Here is a 19433-nt window from a genome sequence, read left to right as displayed (position 1 = left end):
GTTTGTTCTGTCTTTTGTCGGTCCGTGCGACCGCCTTTACCTGACGAGCGTGCGCTTGTTGCCCAGTGCGCCGTAGACCACCTTGGCCACGAGCGGCTTGCTCGTCTCCTCGGTGAGCCCGTGGCCCAGCCGTCCGTAGATGAACGGCACCTCGAGGCCCTTGATGCAATAGTGGGTGATGTCGGCCACGAGCTCCACGTTGTCGATGTCGAACTCGCCGTCGGCCTTGCCCTCGGCATAGACCTTTCGGAAGAGCTCTATCTCGTCCTCGTCGAAATTCTTGCGCACTTTCTCCACCGTCCAGATGTTGCGAAAGAACTCGGCGCGCAGGTTGCCGTTGCGCACCACGGTCTCGCGAATCATGCTTAGATGCGTATATATCAGCTCGATTATCTTGTCCTGGGGCCGCGTTTTCTTGGCCGCCACCTCGTCGAGCTTGTCGCTCAGCCGCTCCAACTCGGACTCGATCACGGCATAGTAGACCTCCTCCTTGCTATTAAAATAGGTGTAGAGCGTGCGCCGCCCCTTGCCGGAAGCCGCAGCAATGTCGTTCATCGTGGTGGCCGCCACGCCGTTTTTGGCAAACAGCTGCCTGGCCACGTCCACCAGTTTTTGTCGTGTCTTCGATATGGACATAAGCTTTTCCTTTCGTGTGCCGGGCGCGGCCCGCCCCTGCATGGCGTGCAGAATGGTGCCGTGCGGCGCATAATCATCGCAAAATTAGGACTATTCTCTGAAATGAGCAAATATTTCGGGCAAAAACTCTGCACACCCTCCGCCCGATGTGCAGGGAGCGGCGGGGCGCCCGCCCGTCACCTCTCCGCCTGTACCCACGGGTTCGCAAGCCCTCGCCAACCGGTTCACGGGCCTGATGGGGGCGGCCGAAGCACCGCCCGCCCCACCCCTTTGCCACTCTCCCCCACCCGGAATCCCGGCCGCTTTGAGCCGCCGAAACTGTTAACTTTGTGTTAAAACCCGCAAATAAAGCGTCGATTCCTTGGCTGTCTCGCCGGAAAGCCCTATCTTTGCAAACGCATTTGGGAGAACGCCCGCAGCGTTCATTCACAACATGCAGGGTTAATATCGCGGAGTGGAGCAGTTGGTAGCTCGCCAGGCTCATAACCTGGAGGTCGCATGTTCGAGTCCTGCCTCCGCAACAAGGAACCGTCCGAAACGCTTTTGCAAGCTGTTTCGGACGGTTTTTTGATATGCTGTTGCGTGGCCCCCGGCCCAAGCACGGTCTGGACAGCAGGCGGGAACGCCGCAGGCATGGCCTGCTGGAACCGGCGACCCCAACGACGAGCCTTTGAATGAAAAAAAGTGAAAAAATATTGCTCCGACGGGAAAGATTGCTTACTTTTGCCCCCATAATCGATCTTTTTAATTTCACAATTATGAAAAAGTATTTGTTTTTGATGCTTGCGTTGGCAGGCTTTGTATTCTCGTTCTCAAGCTGCTCGTCCGACGACGACAAGAAAACCAGCCCGATTGTAGGCACTTGGATTTCAAATGAATACAGCTCGAACGACACCGTTACATTCTCAAAAGAAGGAGTTGTAACCGAGCATTCGGGCAGCCTTGACAAAAAAAGCCTGGAATATTGGCGCGGAACATACGATACAACCGGGGACAAGCTGATGATACAATGGTCAAGTGCCAAGAAATGGGACTCGGTTACAAAGGAATGGAGCCCGGTAGACGATGCAAGGGAAAACGTTGTCATCACTTTCTCCATAACCGGAAACACCTTGAAATTCCTGGCCATGCAGGATGAAAAGGACTACAAGGTGGTCACTTTCCAAAGGCAATAACCATCAGTCTACGGCACCAACCAAACGGTGTGGGGCTGCCCTTGCTGGCAGTTCCACACCGTTTGGTTTTTACGGGAAAGCATCAGCGCGGCGCCAATGCCCATCCCATGCGGGGCGGGCAAACCTTTCTCATGGACGGCTTGAGGGCATGACGCACGACGACGGACGAATCATGCGGCGTGGGCAAACCCAGCCCCAACCGCCCTGGCAACGGTCTTCGGGCCGTTTTTTCATGTCCGTCCGGCGGTGTTCATGCGCCGGAATACTTTTCGCGGAGCTGTTTCGGCAGATTGTTCAGCACAAGTCGGTAGGACTCCAGAATCCAGCTCTTGATTTGTTCCTCTGAGAAACAGTTCTCGATGAGCACGTCGTTCCAGTGCCGTTTGTTCAGGTGGTAGGCCGCGCTGACGGCCTCATACCGCTCGCGGAGCTCCTGCCCCTCCTCCGGGGGGAGCTTGATCGAAATGCGGGGGTCGGCATATTCCAAAGGAAGATGCAGGAATATCTTGCCCTCGATGCGGAACACGACCATCTGGGGGCCGTACGGCGCGTCCTCGGTCACGCCGGGGAGTTGCAGACAGTAGTCTCTTACTTGCTCTATATCCATCTTGTCTGGGGTTTGTCGGATTGGGCTTTTGTGGGCGGAGCGGCAGGCCGGATGGGGTGTTGCATCGGGTCAGTCAGGGGGTTGCAGTAGGCCAGCCAAGGTGCTGCATGGGGTCGGCCAATGGCTTGCAGTAGGCCGTGCGGGGTGTTGCACCAGATTGCCAGCGGCTCTACGCCGGGCTGTTCGTGGTTCATCGGTAGGCTGCCCACGGCTCTGCACCAAGTTCTTTGTAACTCTGCACCAAGCTCTTTATGACTCTGCACCAAGCCGACCGGAGTGTTGCGCGGGGCTATCCATGATTTTGCGGTAGGCCGTCCGCAATGCTGCGCCGTATTTCCGTGGAAAGAAATCTGCGTGCCCTTGTCATTTTGCGCGGGCCCCGGCTGCTGCATGCGCCACGGTCGGGAGCAACAGCAGACTGGGAGAGTGCACCCCGATTGCAGCCTCGGGCCCGACCGGGAACCAGCCCACGCGTGCAAATTTAGCGATAATGTTTGGATAAACCCCGCCTTTCCCTCACAAAATCTCTTCTTAACCTTTGGGTAGAATCGTCTCATTACTGTTCTATGCCCTGTTTTTCCTCGCAAAATCTCTTCTTAAGCCTTGGCCCCTTGTCTGTCGGGCGATGGCCTCTTTCCCCGTTTTTCTTTGTCGGGCCGGGTAAATTGCTTATCTTTGTCCACGCGCCAAGCACTTGCAACCCGGGCCGCAGCCAAATACTTCGTTTTGGGGAACTTTCGGCCTTCGCCCTTGCACAGTGAATAAAAACGACGGCAAGCCGGCGCAGCGGCCGCCCCTACGCTTGGCTTTCTCCCCCAGATTGGAAATAACCACGGCGTGGAGTTGGAAGCATGACGGCGTAATGACGAAACAAATACGCCGCAAAGACGAAACGAATACGGCGCAAAGGCAAGGCCGTTACGCCGTAAAGGCGGCGCAAAACCGGCATAGAGGGCAGGATGTGACAAGCTGCACCTAAGTGGTGTAGCAGCAATAATGAAGCCGCACCCTAAGCAAACACAAACCACTGATACAAAGAAGATTATGGAAATATATGCCCAAGCGATTTCGACCACGAAAACAAGGGGCAACCACCCCGATGCACACATTGTAAAAATAATACGCGATGCTCCCTATTTGTCGCACTCCCATGCGAACAACTGCCACCAGAAAGCTCCCTATCTGTCGCCGCAACCAGCAAAGCATTTACAGTCAACCAGATACGCTCCTCCCGAAACTTCCCACTCCCCAGCCATGCCATATCAAAAAGATGCCGCCACGCAGCTTCCACCCCACCCCACTCCCGGGAATGCGAAAAATCTGTCATGCAAAAATCATTCGACGACCAACATCCTCCCTATCTGTCGCCGTCATCCTCCCTATCTGTCGCCAAGCCGCTCAAAACACTCCCTATTTGTCGCAACAATACTCCCTATCTGTCGCACAAATACTCCCTATCTGTCGCACCACCTTACTAATTTGTCGCCGATATGGCTTACAGTACGTTGAATAACAAGTAGTTACAGCCCCCTACTAATATCAATGAACTAATGATACATATAAAGATAATCTAACTCTTTGAAAATTAAAAAATATTCTTTTCTTCTCTTTTTCTTGTCGCGAGGACAGGATGGCCATGCCGTCCGCAAGATTTGATGCCACGTTGAGGAGGGACAGCTCGCATGATATATATTTATATATCGATTCGTGTATTTATTAATTTGCCGATTCGTTTATTTGTTTATATATTTATTGTTTCACACTTTTATTTATTTAATTCTTTGTTTCTTTAGTGATTTATATTTGGTTTTTGTGCTTGTTTTGCCTTTGTTTGTATTTAATGATGTGTGTATATGTTTATTCCTTTATTGTTTTATATAATTATATTTTCTTATATTTGTATCTTTGTCTATCTATTTATTTACTTATTTATTTGCTCAATTGGGTGTTTGATTATATATTAATATATTTATTATTATGTGTTTTTGGTTATTTATACACTTACTTTTATATGTAGTAATATCTTTATATGTTCATAGTTTTGCTCCTTTACATTTTTATTTATTTATATTATTATATGTTGATTGGGGTTTATTTCAGAAGATGTTTATTTGTTTATATATTTACGTGTGCTGGGTTAGGAGAGGAACTTGTATGGGTAAATAGGTGAATCATAGGATATTATAGGAGCTGATAAGGGCCGTTGGTGTGTAGGCGTTGGCGGGGCTTTTGGGTTCTGTTATTTGTTTGTTTAAATGATGATTTATGTTTTTGTATGGATATATAAATGTTTGTTTGTGGAGCTATATTTGTGTTTTTATGATTAAATATATATTTATGTGATTATATTTGTAGGCTTGTATATGCTTATATAAGTAATTGTTTATATTGAAATATATGTGGATATTTGTTTGTTCATTTGTTTATTTCTTCAATTAAATGATTTAATGGTCTTTTCTTTATTTATTTGTTTGAATGTTTGTTTGTTTAGATGAAAATGCGTATATTTGCAAATGGAATTATGTATTCATATAGATTAAGGTGAAATGAAGAACCGAAAGATTGTATTTGCCAACCAGAAGGGCGGCGTGGGAAAGTCTACACTCTGCATCCTCTTTGCCAATTACCTGGCGTGGAAGAAGCAGGACGTGTGCATCATAGACACTGACTTGCAGAAGACTATCTCCATGCAACGCAAGAAAGACATGGATATTTACGAGGGTGTGGAGGAGCCTTACACCGTGCAGGACTTCGATGTGCAGGACCCCGACACCATGCAACAGCTCATGGATTCGGCCTCGGAGACAGAGGGTTTCGTGCTCTTCGACTCCCCGGGCAACGTGTCGGAGGACGGCCTGGTGCCCATGTTCACGTCGGCCGACTACATTGTTTGTCCCTACGAATACGAGGAAAAGACGCTCGACTCCACCGGCATGTTCATCCAAGTGGTCAATGCCCTGCGGCAGACCACGCCCGAGATGGAGGCGCGCCTCTTCTTCATTCCCAACCGCATCGATGTGCGCATCGGTACGGCCGACGAGCTGAAGATGTGGAAGCAGACCGACGCCATCTTCAAACAACTGGGTTCGGTGACGCCCCGCATCACCGCACGCGCCGCCCTCAAGCGCATCAACACGTTCGAGATTACGGCCGCACAGCGCGAGGCGGTGAAGCCGGCGTTCGACTTCATGATACGGCGCATGAAAGAATAAGCGCCCCGCCCTGCCCCACCCTGCCTCTACTGAAAAGCCGGGCGGCCGAAGAGACAAAACCATTGGCCGAAGCGCAAAAGTGAAATCGACAGAAACGAAAAGGCGAAATAGACTGATGCCACAAGGCCGCAAGCGGGCCAGACGACAGAAAAGAAACGGGCAGGGAGACAGGAAAAAGAAGAAAACGGCAAACAAATCGATAGAAAAATAAATATATAAAAATATAGATATATGGCAAAGAAGAAGACACGCGTGCTCCTTCCCGGCGGCATTCAGGGACTGGTGCACGATTTGCAGAACGGCACTTCCCATTTCAAGCCCCAGGCCATTGTGGCCGACGCGGCTGCAGAGACCGACGAAACCGAGGAAGAGACGCCCGAAACGCTGGCGGCAGAGGCCGAAACTGTGCAGACTGCATCGCCAGTAGGCATGGTGAGCGAAGACCGCCCGCAGACGGTCGAACCGGCTGGTGGACAGCAGGGTAGGGTAGGGGACGGGCAGAATCAGCCTGCGATTGCGGCCGAAACGGCGACAAAAGGGGAGGATGTTTCGCCGGACGTCGCCGCTTCGCGGTCGGACGCTGCGGATTTCGGGCCTACAGCATCGGACGTCCGGCCCGGAACGGCGGTGGATTCCCGGTCAGCTGTTGCAGATTTCCAGTCCGAAAACGTGGATGCCCGACCCGAAATGGCGGTGGATTCCCGGTCTGAAACGGCTGCTTCCCGACCCGAAGCCACGGGCGCGGAGCCCGCCCGCAGCTCGCTGCAGCCCGCCGGCGTGGATGCGCCACAAGCCGACGCCACGCCGTCGGCAGAGCACATGCGTGGCCGCCGCCCCAAGGAAAACACCATGAAAGAGTACCACATCGTCAGGGACGACTCCACCGACAGCTGGCAACTCTTCCTCGACATGGCGCAGCAATACAAGACCGGCGGCGGCAAGCTGGCCACCATCTACATCGACGAGTCGCTCAAGAACGTGCTCGACCGCATGAAATACGCCGGTCCCGACCGTCTGTCCACCTCCGCCATCCTGAGTTCCATCGTGGCCCGCTTTATCTATGACCACGAGGACGACATCAAAAAGGTGCTCTTCAGTGGCAACCTCATTTAGGTCCCGGCCGGCCTTTGCCTCGGGTGCGGCTGCCGGCCGCCCTCGCGGCAGGTGGGCGGCGGCACATGAACTCCATGAGTTTGTTTTCGCGTTCCCCTTGCCTATACGGAGGATAGGCAAGGGAGAAGTGTCTTCCCGCGGGTCTTTCCCTTGCGGCGGCTATTTGTTTTGCCTGACGAAAGCCGTCGGCGTGAGGCCGGCAATCTTCTTGAAACAACGGCAGAAATAGTTCTGGTCGCGGTAACCCACCATTGCCGCCACCTCCTTGATGGAATATTGGTGGGCGAGCAGCAGTGTCTCCGCCCGCGAGATGCGCCTTGCCATGATGTATTCCGTGGGTGTCATGCCCGTCTGCTCCTTGAAGAGGCGGATGAGCCGCTCCTTGCACAGGCACACGCTTGCGGCCAGCCTGTCCAGCCGAATTTCCTTGTCGAGCTGCCGGTCGATGTGCCAGACGATGCGCGCCACGCGGCTGTCGCTGACCTCGCTGCGCCTTTTTCCCTTGATGAAAAAGCACGAGAGCAGGTACTGCAACAGGCTGTTCATGCGCATTTTCTGGCCCACGCTCCTTTTCTCAAACAGTTTGTACATCGTCATCGTCCCCGGCAGGTTGTCGTATGTCTTGGGCTGCGGCTGCTTCAGCGCAAACTCCTGGTAGTCGTATCCCACGCTGCGCACCATGGTTTCCATGTCGGGCGTGGCCTCGATTTCGAGGGGCAGCTCATACTGCCGGTAGAGTTCCATGAGCCTGTGCTGCGGGTCTACGAAGTGGATGTAGTAGTGCTCGAAGTATCCGTCCGAGCTGTCCCAGTGGGTGGTGAGCTCTGGAATGAGGTACATGTGGCCGGGCGTGAGCTTGTGTTCGAGACCGTTTATTCTGACACAAGCTGTTCCCCGCGTCACCAGATAGAGTCTGGAGAAGTTGCTGCAGATGGGGCCGAAGTTCCATTTTTCGTTGTCGCGCGCATAGCCCATGTTGAGCAGGGCCAGCCTTCCGTCGAATGCGTCCATGGGTTGTGGGAGAGTTGGTGTCGACAAAGGTAGGAAATCTTCTCTGTAAAATGTCGCTTTGGCGGCTCTGTTTTAGCATGAAATTGACGAACATGCGCATGATATTGATAGCCGTTATCATTTTTTTGATTCCACATTTGCAGACTGACGTTATAATTCCTTTCTTTGCAACAGCAGACTTCACGAACACAACGCTTATGAAAATCAGACAATTCTTATCCACTTTGACACTTACGATGGCCGCCACCGCGGGCTATGCCCAGACGGTGCTGCCGCGCCCGTCGGCCTCGCAGTCCGTTCGCCGCGCAGCCCCCCGGGCCGGAGTGCCGGTGGAGCAGGGCTCTTTCCGGCCCACATGGGAGAGCGTGCGCGGCTGGCAGTGCCCGCAATGGTTCAAGGATGCCAAGTTTGGCATGTGGGCCCACTGGGGCCCGCAGTGCGAGGCCGAGGACGGCGACTGGTATGCCCGCTTCATGTACTACCCCGGAACAGAGCAATGGAACTGGCACACCGCCCATTTCGGCTCGCCCCAAACCCACGGACTGAAGGACCTGATACACCATTGGAAGGCTGAAAAATGGGATCCCGAGGCCTTGGTGAAGCTCTACAAGGAAGCCGGCGCACAGTATTTCATGGCGCTGGGCAACCATCACGACAACTTCGACCTGTGGGACAGCCCCTACCAACAGTGGAACTCGGTGAACATGGGGCCGCGGAAAGACCTCGTGAAAGGCTGGAGCGACGCCTGCCGCAAGCACGGGCTGCCGATGGGAGTGAGCATCCATGCCAGCCACGCGTGGACGTGGCTTGAGCCCTCGCAGCCCTACGACGGCAACCTGACGGCGGCCGACGGCCGCGGCACTTGGTGGGAGGGCTACGACCCGCAGGAGCTCTATGCCCAGCGGCACGCCCACAGCACGGGTTGGGACAACTCGGGAACCATCCACAGCCAGTGGGCGTGGGGCAACGGGGCGGCCCGTCCCACGCAGGCCTACATGGACAAGTTTCAGAACCGCGTGCTGCAGCTCATCAACGATTACAACCCCAGCATGCTCTATTTCGACGACACCGTGCTGCCGTTCTACGGAGTGACCGACAGCGTGGGACTGAACATTCTGGCCAGCTATTACAACCACAGCGCACGCCGCAACGGCGGCCAGCCGCAGGTAGTGGTCATGGGAAAGATACTGGACGACGAGCAGAAGCAGGCCCTGCTCTGGGACGTGGAGCGTGGCATACCCGACCGCATCCAGAAGAAACCCTGGCAGACCTGCACTTGCATCGGCAGCTGGCACTACAGTCGGGCCGTCTACGAGGCCGGCAGCTACAAGCCGGCGGGCCAGGTGGTGCGCATGCTCGTGGACATTGTGTCGAAAAACGGCAACCTGCTGCTCAGCGTCCCGGTGAAGGGCGACGGCACCATCGACGACAAGGAACTGGCTGTGGTGCAGGGCATCGCGGCGTGGATGAAGGACAACAAGCAGAGCATCTACGGCACGCGTCCCTGGAAAACCTTCGGCGAGGGCCCGCTAGCCGAGGCATCCAACCCGCTCACGGCGCAGGGATTCAACGAGAACAACAACTACTCGAGCCGCGACGTGCGCTATGCCGAACGCCACGACACGCTCTTTGCCACCATCATGGCCTGGCCTGCCGCGGGTCGCTACCGGCTGGAGTCTCTGGGTGTGCTCTCACCTTATTATAATGGGCGCGTCGCGAAGGTGGAGCTGCTCGGCCACGGCGAGGTGGGCTTCGAGCAGCGGGCCGACGGTGTTTTTGTCGACGTGCCCGCCCATCGCGTCAACGACATAGCCCCGGTGTTCCAGATTTGCTTCGGCGAAACACTCTCGTCCTGGGCCCGTCTGCAGCAGCTCGTCGCCGCCGTGGACGAAGCCGTGGCGGTTCTCAAGGCCACGGCAGGCTACAACACCGGCAAGGTGAGCCGCCGCAATGTGCTGCTGCTCGAGGCCGAACTGACCCGGGCCCGCAGCTGCCGCGAGGACGATGGCGACGGAGCGATAGGCCAGATTGTCGAAGCTCTCACTGCGGCCTACCGCCGGACCGTGCAGGAGAAGTGTGCCGGCGGCGTTGCCGATGCCGCCCATGCACAGGACATCACGGCCGATGTGCTTGGCGAGACCGCCGACTTTGCCCGCAAGCAAGCCACGGCCACGCGCTTTGCCACGCCGAAACTCTGGACGGTGGACAACTTCGAGATACCGCAAACCGACGGCAGCGGCACCAAGAACGGCATCGACAACTATCCCGGCACCAGCTGTCTCATGCTCGGCATATGGAATGACCGCAGCCGCGCCACGACCCCGCTGGCCGACGCCCGCGTGTACCAGAAAGTGCATTTGCGGCGGGGCCGCTATTATTTCGGCGGGGCTTTCGACACCCACTACAACCTGACCCGCGGCTATGTCTTTGCCTCACGCGAGCCCTGCGCCACACAGGACATTGAGCAGCAGTCGCTGGCGTTTTATCCAGTGACGGCTGTCCGCGACGGCAACGACACCTACGGCGTCTACTTCTCCCTCGATGACGAAGCCGATGTCTACCTTGGTTTCCAGGCCGATCTGGCCAGTGGAGCGGAGACGCAGGAGCTGCGCGTCAAGCGGGTGAGTCTGCTGCGCTACGCCGATGTCACGTCGGCGCAGTATGACGGACTCGTGGCCGAGGCAGAAGCCCTGCTCTCCGCGGCCGTCATTGGCCGCAACACGGGTTATTACAGTCCCCAGGCCGTGGATAGGCTGCGGGCGCAGATGGCCCGGGCCGCACAGCTCTTGGTCTCCGAGAGCCTGCCCGACGCCTGTCTTTTGTTGCAGGCTGCTTGCCAGGATTTTCAGAAAAACGGCAAGGTTCCCGGTGGACGGGGCGACGAAGAGCATGCCACCGACCTGACGAAAGACTTGCTTGTCGAGGCTTCCGGCTTCACGCCCGCCGGCCCGGGAACTACGCGTTTCGAGGCCCCGAAGTACTGGACGGTCGAGAATTTCCGTATTCCCCAGACCGATGGGACGGGTACCAAGGCCGGTCTGGACAACTACACGGGCAGCTACAGCCTGATGATGGGCCTTTGGAACGACCGCGCACGCAACACCGTGGGCTCGCTGGCCGACGCCCGCATCTACCGCACGCTGACCCTTCCGCGGGGCTCCTACTACTTCGGCGCCACGTTCGACGACACGTGGCTGCCCGTGCGCGGCTACATCTTTGCCAGCCGGGGCACGCTTCCCACAGCCGATATGGAGCGCAAGTCCATCGCCCATTACGACATGGGGGCATGCACCAAGGACGGCACATTCAACGGCATTTATTTCGCGCTCAACGAGACGACCACGCTCAACGTGGGCTTCCAGTGCGACCTGACGCAGGGCAGTGAGCAGCAGGAGTTCCGTGCCAAGCGGGTGCGGATGGTGCGCATAGACCCAGCTCCCACAGCCATCAGCCGGCCGGCCGCCGCCGCATTGCGGGCCGCCGAAGTCTACAGTCTCTCGGGTCAGGCCGTCGGCCGCAACCACTCGAAGCTGACAAAGGGTGTGTATGTGACGCACGGCAAGAAGGTTGTGGTCTGGTAACGGTGGGTTTGCAGCTCGTCGATGTTCGGTTTTTGAATGGGCAGCGGCGACATGGCGACGGGCCGCCCTTCTCGAAAGAGGAGGGCGGCCCGTCGGTTTTGCACGTGCAGGTCGGGGGTTGCGCGTGGGCGGAGCTACACGGCCAGCCGGTACGTCACCACCTCGCCCCGGCGCAACGAGGCAGGAACGTCGATGATGCGCTGGTTGGTGGAGCCGCGGAAGATGAGCGATTCGTCGCGCAGCGACTGGACGAAAGGCCCGTCGACGAGCACGTCGAGCTGTTCGAGCAGGGCGCGCTGGCGCGGATTCCTGACCAATGCCTCGAAGGTGAAGCCTGAAAAACACCAGATGGTCTTCGCCGTGCGCCGGCGGATGGCCTTGGCCAGGGCGGTGAAGCCCTCGGGTTGGAACATGGGATCGCCGCCCGAAAAGGTGACATTGGCGTAGGGGTCGGCCTCGATGACGCGCATGATGTCGTCGGTGGACATGGGGTGGCCGCTGCGGATGTCCCACGACTGCGGGTTGTGGCAGCCCGGGCAGGCATTGGGACAGCCGGCGCAATAGACGGAAGTGCGGAGGCCGGGGCCGTCGACCATGGTGTCTTCGACGATGGAGAGGATGGAGAGGGTGGACATGGGGGTAGGGGGGGATGGGGTCTACAGGCTGTGTTGCACGCGGTCGTTGAGCTCGGCCAGCTTGCCGTGGTTCCATCGGTCGGTGGTGCCCACGAGGTAACCGGTGATGCGTTGCAGCCGGTCGATGTGGTGGCTGCCGCACTTGGGACAGGTCTCCATGTGTGGGTCGGCGTTCTCGTAGCCGCATTCCATGCAGCGGTTGCGGTTGTGGTTCACCGAGCCGTAGCCCATGTTGAGCCGGTCCATCATGTCGACCACGGCCATGATGGCCTGCGGGTTGTGGGTGGCGTCGCCGTCGATTTCCACATAAAAGATGTGTCCGCCGCGGGTGAGGTCGTGGTAGGGGGCCTCCACCTCGGCCTTGTGGCGGGCCGAGCACTTGTAGTAGACGGGCACGTGGTTGGAGTTGGTGTAGTAGTCGCGGTCGGTGATACCGGGCAGGGAGCCGAACTCCTTGCGGTCCACCTTGGTGAACTTGCCGCTCAGGCCCTCGGCGGGAGTGGCCAGCACGGAGTAGTTGTGCTGGTAGTGCTCGGAGAACTGCTTCACGCGGTCGCGCATGTAGGTGACGATGCGCAGCCCGAGCTGCTGCGACTCGTCGCTCTCGCCGTGGTGCTTGCCGGTGAGGGCTACGAGGCATTCGGCCAGTCCGATGAAGCCGATGCCGAGCGTGCCCTGGTTGATGACGCTCTCGATGGTGTCGTTGGGCCCGAGCTTTTCGCAGCCGTTCCAGAGCTTGGTCATGAGCAGGGGGAACTGTTTGGCGTAGGCCGTCTTCTGGAACTGGAAGCGCTCGTCGAGCTGCCGGGCGGTGACGTCGAGCGTGTGGTCGAGTTTTGCGAAGAAGAGATTGATGCGTTCGCTGGGGTCGGCCACCTGCATGCACTCGATGGCGAGGCGCACAATGTTGATGGTGGTGAAGCTGAGGTTGCCCCGTCCCACGCTGGTCTTGTCGCCGTAGCGGTTCTCGAACACGCGTGTGCGGCAGCCCATGGTGGCGATTTCCCAGCGGTAGCGCTCGGGGTCGTCGGCCCGCCAGCGCTCGTTTTGGTTGAACGTGGCGTCGAGGTTCAGGAAGTTGGGGAAGAAGCGGCGGGCCGTCACCTTGCAGGCATACTGGTAGAGGTCGTAGTTGCGGTCGTCGGGCAGATAGTTCACGCCGCGCTTTTTCTTCCAGATCTGTATGGGGAAGATGGCCGTCTCGCCGTTGCCCACGCCCTCGTAGGTGGTCTTGAGCAGCTCGCGCATGACGCAGCGGCCCTCGGCCGAGGTGTCGGTGCCGTAATTAATAGAGGAGAACACCACTTGGTTGCCGCCGCGCGAGTGTATGGTGTTCATGTTGTGGATGAAGGCTTCCATGGCCTGGTGCACGCGGTTCACGGTCTTGTTGATGGCGTGCTGCTTGAGGCGGTCGTCGCCGTCGAGGCCGTCGAGCGGCAGCTCCAGGTAGTCGTCGATGGGCGCGTCCATCAGATGGCCGAGCGGCTGGCCGGTCAGCTGCTCCAGGTTGCGCAGCTCCTCCTGGTAGCTCAGCCGCACGAAGGGGGCCAGATAGAAGTCGAAGGCGGGAATGGCCTGGCCTCCGTGCATCTCGTTTTGGCAGGTTTCCAGCGAGATGCAGGCCAGCACGGCAGCCGTTTCTATACGCTTGGCGGGTCGCGAGGAGCCGTGGCCGGCCACGAATCCGTGGTTTAGGATGTGGTCCAGCGGGTGTTGCACGCAGGTGAGCGATTTGGTGGGGTAGTAGTCTTTGTCGTGAATGTGGATGTAGTTGTGCTTCACGGCGTCGCGCACCTCCTCGCTCAGCAGGTAGTCGTCCACGAAAGGCTTGGTGCTCTCCGAGGCAAACTTCATCATCATGCCGGCCGGGGTGTCGGCGTTCATGTTGGCATTCTCGCGCGTGACCTCGTTTTTCTGGATGTTCACAATCTCCATGAACACGTCGCGCGTCTTGGCTTTGCGTGCGATGGACCGCTGGTTGCGGTAGGCGATGTACTTTTGGGCCACGTCCTTGCGTGCGCTTTTCATCAGCTCCACCTCCACGGCGTCCTGAATGTCCTCCACCGACATCTGGGCTTTGCCCTTGGTGGCGATGTGGTCAGTGATGCGCACGATGAGGTGCTCGTCCTCGCCCTTGTCGGTGTGGAGCATGGCTTTGCGGATGGCTGCCTGGATTTTCTGGTCGTTGAAGCCAACGATGCGACCGTCTCTTTTAACTACCGTCTGTATCATTTTGGTGTGTCCTCGATGGGGTTTAAAGGGGTTTGTTGAATTGTGTTGGAATGATGTTGCAAAGATAACCATTCTCCCGTGAAGATTTTACTTTTGGACAACTTTTGTTGCGTTAAGAAATGTCAATCGTTTGATAGTCTTGAAGTTACAGATTTAAAAAGAAAACTTTAGCAAAAATCCGTGTGGAATTGTTGCCGTTTTTGTGAAGCGATGGTGCAAGTTCCGGGTACAAGGCAAAGGTTTTCAGCGGCTTATCCCCCGTGCCGTCCGGGGCAGGCGGCGCGGGGGGCGCACGGGGGCGGGCGGAGGAGGGGGCCAAGGTTGCCGTGCGGGGCGGTTTTTGGGGATGGGGCAGGGGAGATTTGTAGGAGAGGATAGGGGGATTTGTAGGAGAGGATAGGCCGTTATAGGACTTGATAGGCTCTGGGTTTGGGCGAGGATAGGCTGGGTTGTAGGAAGAATAAGGTGGGCTTTGGCAATCGTTTCAGGGTGTGGGGGGGTGGTTGTTGTGGTTGTTTGTTGTTGTTATAGGAGTTGTTTTTTAGGAGAGGATAGGGGGGTATAGGACTTGATAGGGTGGGTTGGGGGAAGAATAAGGTGGTCTTTGGCAATCGTTGCAGGGTGTGGGGGTGGTTGTTGTGGTTGTTTGTTGTTGTGGCAAGGGTTGTCTTTTAAGAGAGGATAGGGGGGTATAGGACTTGATAGGGTGGGTTGGAGGATGCTTGCCGGTGTGGGAGCCCTGCGGCGACGGCGCATTTGCGTGGCGTTGGCGGCATTATTGCATGGCGTTTGCGGCGTAGGCGTGTGGCGTTTGCGCCATATTCCCGTTGCGTTTACGGTGTGCCCGTGTAGCGTTTGCGCTATATTCCCGTTGCGTTTGCAGCGCGGCCGCCCCACGACAATGCCGCGTTTGCAGCTGTCCCCGCGTCTGCCGGCCGAGAAAAAACGGGCGGGAACGGCCCACATTTCCAGAATAATCCTTATATTTGCAGCATGTTTGCAGCTCCGGCCGGCCGTTTGCAGCGTCGGCCGCATGTCTGCATACGGCAACCAAAACCCTGACATATCATGAAAAGGACTATGATGACGCTGGCCGCCGTCGCCGTGATGGCCGCCGCCGGCGCGGAAAACAAGACCCCGGCATGGATTAACAACGTGAGGCTCTCGGGCTACGGCATGGCGCAATACCAGTATTCCGGGCAGGACGGCGCGGAGAGCAACTCTTTCAACCTGCGGCTGCTGCGCCTCAGTCTCGACGGGCGCATCGCCACCGACTGGTACTGGAAAGCACAGGTTCAGTTCAACGGCAACACCTCCACGCTGGGCAACTCGCCCCGGTTGGTCGACCTCTTTGCCGAGTGGCAGCGCTTCGGGTTCATGCGTGTGAAGGTGGGCCAGTTCAAGCGCCCGTTCTCCTTCGACAACCCCCTGCACCCCATCGACCAGGGATTCCTGTCGGTGGCCCAGAGCGTCAGCCGTCTGGTCTACTTTGCCGACCGCTCCGGCGCCCACCCGAGCAACGGCCGCGACATCGGCGTGCAGCTCGAGGGCGACCTCGTGAAGAACGCCGCCGGACGGCCGCTGCTGCACTATCAGGCCGGCGTGTTCAACGGACAGGGCATCAACACCAAGGACGTGGACCAGCAGAAAGAGCTCATCGGCGGCGTCTGGGTGATGCCCGTGGCCGGCCTGCGCCTCGGCGTGTTCGGCTCCGAAGGCTCCTACAGCCGCAAGGGCAGCTGGAAAAACCTCCAGGGCAACGACGTCGCCGGCGTGCGACGGCTGCCCCAGCACCGCTACGCCATCTCGGGCGAGTACAAGTTCTGCGACTGGACCGTGCGCTCGGAGTACATCCATTCCACGGGCAAAGCCTTCCAGACCACCTACAATTCCTCGGCCGACCTGAGCAAGTGCGACGTCAACGAGGCCCTCGGTGCCAAGGCCGACGGCGCCTACGCTCTCGTCATCGCCCCCGTGCTCCCGAAGAAACTCTATGCCAAGGTCCGCTACGACCTGTACCGCCCCTCGGCCTCGTGGCGCACGAGCAAGACCCTTTACGAGGTGGGCGCCAACTTCATGTTCAACAAGAACGTGCAGCTCAATGCCGAATACCTGCGCGTGAACGACCGTTCGCTGGCCCGCCACGATTACGACATGGTGGACGTGCAGCTCGACTTCCGGTTCTGAGGGGGCGCGTGCTTCGGCGGTTCATGCTGTGGTGTCCGTGCCGTCGGCCTTGCTTGGCATCCCCTTTGCAGTGCAATCATTTGCACACTCGACCCGGCCGACAGGCAAAATTCTCCGCCTCAGATTTGCTCTTTCCACGGATTTCCCCTATCTTTGTAGGCACAAGAGCCCGCTTACACCCCTCCAGCACCCCCTACTGCTCGGGCCCTTGCACGTATGAAAACACATAACTCGCTGATATTCAAACCATTGAATTTTCCACGAGGTATATTGTTGGTACCTCTAAGATAGACTCGAAAGGTGAAATACAAATTAATTTCCATAGGTCTTTGATATATGATAAACTCTTATAGCCTTGAAAACTATGGCCCAATCAGGAATGCAGCTTGCCATAAAGCAGGCAGAATCAACCTTTTCATCGGGCCGAATCGTTCGGGAAAGACAGTCCTCCTGTCCTTTTGTTTGGGCAGGGTTCGGGCGTAGGCTATGGAGACATGCAGGGCAGACATATCCGAAAAAACGATTGTCGACGAACGGGTAGCCCTTTATAGGTAAGAAATAACACTGTGATTAATGCAGGGCTGGCCAGAGAAATGGGGCTGATACGATAGCCAATCGGCCACGAACAAACAATCATGGCACAGGAACATACGGTTTCAAACAACAAGCGCATCGCCAAGAACACCATGTTTCTCTACGTGCGGATGTTGCTGATACTTGTTGTGTCGCTCTTCACTTCGCGCGTGGTTCTGCACGTGTTGGGGGTGTCCGACTATGGTATCTACAACATCATTGGGGGCATCGTCGTTCTGTTTTCTTTTGTAAACGGCGCGCTGACTTCTGCGACACAGCGGTTTCTTAACTTCTACTTGGGCAAGCAGGACGAGGAGAAGACCCACAAGGTGTTCTGTATCAGCATGAGCATCTATGCCATGCTGTCGGTGGTATTCCTGGTTCTGGCCGAGACGGTCGGCCTGTGGTTTGTCAATACACAGCTCAATATTCCTCCGGCCCGGGCCGACGCTGCGTTCTGGATCTATCAGTTTACGGTATTTACGTTCATGCTCAACCTGACGAGGATACCGTACAATGCAACGCTCATTGCCTATGAACGGATGGATTTTTATGCCTATTTGAGCTTGTTGGATGTCGTGCTGAAGCTCGGCATTGTCTATCTGCTGTATATTTCTCCCGTCGACAAGCTCATTGCGTATGGCTTTCTGCTGCTGTTGGTCAACGTTGCAGACAATGTTGCCTATCGCGTGTACTGTGTCCGGAGTTTCCGAACGGCGCGCTATCGCCTGCTGTGGGACCGTGGAATGTTCAAGGATTTGTTCAGTTTCTCCGGGTGGTCCCTGATGGGAAATGCTGCAAACATACTTGCCCAGCAGGGTCTCAACATCGTGGTCAACATCTTCTACGGCGTTACGCTGAACGCGGCATTGGGCATAGCCAATCAGATTTCGGGCCAGGTCGTCCAGTTCTTCACTAATTTTCAGACTGCGTTCAATCCCCAGATTGTGAAGTATTATGCGGCGGGACAGATCCGAGAGTTTTTTAATCTGGTCTACAAGACGTCCAAATACTCCTATTTCCTGATGCTGTTCATCTCGCTTCCACTCCTGTTGGAGACAGACAAGATACTGGATATTTGGCTGGTCGACGTCCCGGAGTACACGGGAATTTTCTGTCAGCTCATCCTGATTTTTTATCTGTCTGAGGCACTGACGGCCCCGCTCTACATGTCGGTTCAGGCCGCCGGACATATCAGAAACTACCAGATACTGGTCTCTTCCATCAATTTCCTCACGGTTCCTGCGGTATATGTCGTGCTGAAATTGGGTATGGCGGTATGGTCTGTGTGGGTGGTGAGAATCCTTATCAATGTCGTTATCATCGTCGCAAGGGTCATTTACCTGCGCAGTAAGATAGGTTTGTCGGTTCGAGATTACCTGAACTCCTCTATTTTTCCCATCCTTTACACTTCTGTTCTTGTGCTGCCCGTGCCTTTGGCATGCCTGTATGCAGTTCCCGGATACTGGCTGAACCTGTTGGTTACCGTTGCTGCGTCCCTCGTCAGTTCCGTAATTTTCATTTATATGGTGGGGATGTCCAAGTCTGAAAGAGGGAAAGTGAAAGGGCTGGTTATGGCAAAACTCCTGAAAAAACACGTATGTACACAACAATAAAGCACCTTGTCAAGACGCTCCTTGACCGTCGCCCGAGAATGATAATCAAGACCGTTGAACTCCCGCCGAGCAGGATGCTGGAGCAAAGATGCGCCCTCGTCACGGGAGGAACGAGTGGTATCGGCTTGTCCATTTCCCGGGCATTCCTGCAAGCCGGAGCCTCGATAGTCATGACCGGGCGGAATCAAGACAAGTTGAGCAAGGTGAAAACAGAGCTGGAGCAGGCTTTTCCCTCCTCTAAAATCATAGCGTTCAGACTTGACAATTCCGACGTTTCTTCTTTTGCAGAGGGGTTTCAAAGGATATTGTCATTGCTGGAGGCAGAGGGAATCCCTGCTGTTGACATCTTGGTCAACAACGCAGGGGTGAATGCAGCTCCCATGCCCGAAGCCCGGGAAGCGGAGTACGATGCCGTCATGGACACCAATCTGAAAGGTGCGTTTTTCCTGTCGCAGCTTGTAGGACGGTATATGAAAGCCAATCATATCCGCGGAAATATACTCAACATAGGCTCTGCCTCGTGTCTTCGTCCGGGAAACAGCGCCTACATTCTGAGCAAATGGGGAATCCGTTCCCTGACGCTGGGACTTGCAAAGGCTTTGGGCAAGGACGGCATCACGGTCAACGGAATTGCGCCTGGCCCGACAGCGACCCCTATGATGACGGCCGGTGACAAGGCAGACTTGGGCCTGGAGCGCATCCCCTTGGGGAGATACATCATGCCGGAAGAAGTTGCCAACATGGCGGTTATCCTTGTCAGCGACTATGGCCGTGCAATCATGGGCGACATGATTTATATGACAGGAGGCGCGGGCAACCTCTCCTACGATGACGTACCTTATTCATTCTAATATT

At 56.4% G+C, this 19433-nt stretch carries 12 protein-coding genes and 1 tRNA gene; 8 read left to right on the top strand and 5 right to left on the bottom strand.

The window, feature by feature from the left end:
- Window positions 1–36: 36 nt before the first annotated feature.
- Window positions 37–636, bottom strand: coding sequence for a TetR/AcrR family transcriptional regulator (locus L888_RS0103580; RefSeq protein ID WP_027951903.1), 600 nt, complete (start codon window positions 634–636; stop codon window positions 37–39).
- 448 nt (window positions 637–1084) lie between these two features.
- On the opposite strand from L888_RS0103580, the gene L888_RS0103575 reads away from it, so the two are divergent.
- A tRNA-Met gene (locus L888_RS0103575) sits at window positions 1085–1157 on the top strand.
- Window positions 1158–1310: 153 nt separating this feature from the next.
- Window positions 1311–1811 (top strand): hypothetical protein, encoded by a 501-nt coding sequence (locus tag L888_RS0103570; protein WP_027951902.1) that lies wholly within the window; start codon window positions 1311–1313, stop codon window positions 1809–1811.
- Between the two features lie 250 nt (window positions 1812–2061).
- Here the strand turns inward: L888_RS0103570 and L888_RS0103565 are convergent, their stop codons facing one another.
- A complete protein-coding gene (locus tag L888_RS0103565) occupies window positions 2062–2418 on the bottom strand; it encodes an MmcQ/YjbR family DNA-binding protein (RefSeq protein WP_027951901.1) in 357 nt (118 codons plus the stop codon).
- Window positions 2419–4964: 2546 nt separating this feature from the next.
- Between L888_RS0103565 and L888_RS0103555 the strand changes: the two genes are divergently transcribed.
- A complete protein-coding gene (locus tag L888_RS0103555; protein WP_005847188.1) occupies window positions 4965–5630 on the top strand; it encodes a ParA family protein in 666 nt (221 codons plus the stop codon).
- 231 nt (window positions 5631–5861) lie between these two features.
- Window positions 5862–6743 carry a hypothetical protein gene (locus L888_RS0103550; RefSeq protein ID WP_027951899.1) on the top strand — a complete coding sequence of 294 codons (882 nt, stop codon included), beginning with the start codon at window positions 5862–5864 and terminating at the stop codon, window positions 6741–6743.
- Window positions 6744–6902: 159 nt separating this feature from the next.
- On the opposite strand, the gene L888_RS0103545 is transcribed toward L888_RS0103550, so the two are convergent.
- Window positions 6903–7754: an AraC family transcriptional regulator gene (locus L888_RS0103545; protein ID WP_027951898.1), complete on the bottom strand. Its 852-nt coding sequence runs from the start codon at window positions 7752–7754 to the stop codon at window positions 6903–6905.
- 50 nt (window positions 7755–7804) lie between these two features.
- On the opposite strand from L888_RS0103545, the gene L888_RS0103540 reads away from it, so the two are divergent.
- Window positions 7805–11335 carry an alpha-L-fucosidase gene (locus L888_RS0103540; RefSeq protein WP_027951897.1) on the top strand — a complete coding sequence of 1177 codons (3531 nt, stop codon included), beginning with the start codon at window positions 7805–7807 and terminating at the stop codon, window positions 11333–11335.
- A gap of 134 nt (window positions 11336–11469) precedes the next feature.
- Here L888_RS0103540 and nrdG read toward each other — a convergent pair whose 3' ends face one another.
- Together nrdG and L888_RS0103530 are read right to left on the bottom strand one after the other, a co-directional pair.
- Complete coding sequence (nrdG, locus tag L888_RS0103535) at window positions 11470–11970, bottom strand: anaerobic ribonucleoside-triphosphate reductase activating protein (RefSeq protein ID WP_027951896.1); 501 nt, start codon at window positions 11968–11970, stop codon at window positions 11470–11472.
- Between the two features lie 21 nt (window positions 11971–11991).
- Complete coding sequence (locus L888_RS0103530) at window positions 11992–14202, bottom strand: anaerobic ribonucleoside triphosphate reductase (protein WP_027951895.1); 2211 nt, start codon at window positions 14200–14202, stop codon at window positions 11992–11994.
- A 1068-nt stretch (window positions 14203–15270) separates the two neighbouring features.
- Between L888_RS0103530 and L888_RS0103525 the strand changes: the two genes are divergently transcribed.
- From L888_RS0103525 to L888_RS0103515, 3 genes are all read left to right on the top strand, one after another.
- Window positions 15271–16389 carry a porin gene (locus L888_RS0103525; protein WP_027951894.1) on the top strand — a complete coding sequence of 373 codons (1119 nt, stop codon included), beginning with the start codon at window positions 15271–15273 and terminating at the stop codon, window positions 16387–16389.
- Window positions 16390–17024: 635 nt separating this feature from the next.
- Window positions 17025–18578, top strand: a complete 1554-nt coding sequence (locus L888_RS0103520) for a lipopolysaccharide biosynthesis protein (RefSeq protein ID WP_005847202.1) — start codon at window positions 17025–17027, stop codon at window positions 18576–18578.
- Window positions 18563–19429: an SDR family NAD(P)-dependent oxidoreductase gene (locus L888_RS0103515; protein ID WP_005847203.1), complete on the top strand. Its 867-nt coding sequence runs from the start codon at window positions 18563–18565 to the stop codon at window positions 19427–19429. The genes L888_RS0103520 and L888_RS0103515 overlap by 16 nt, the downstream gene beginning before the upstream one ends.
- Window positions 19430–19433 lie beyond the last annotated feature (4 nt).

The sequence above is a fragment of the Hallella seregens ATCC 51272 genome, assembly GCF_000518545.1.
Taxonomy (GTDB): domain Bacteria; phylum Bacteroidota; class Bacteroidia; order Bacteroidales; family Bacteroidaceae; genus Prevotella; species Prevotella seregens.
Note: the sequence above shows the minus strand (reverse complement) of the source record. Positions and strands in the feature narration are given on the sequence as shown.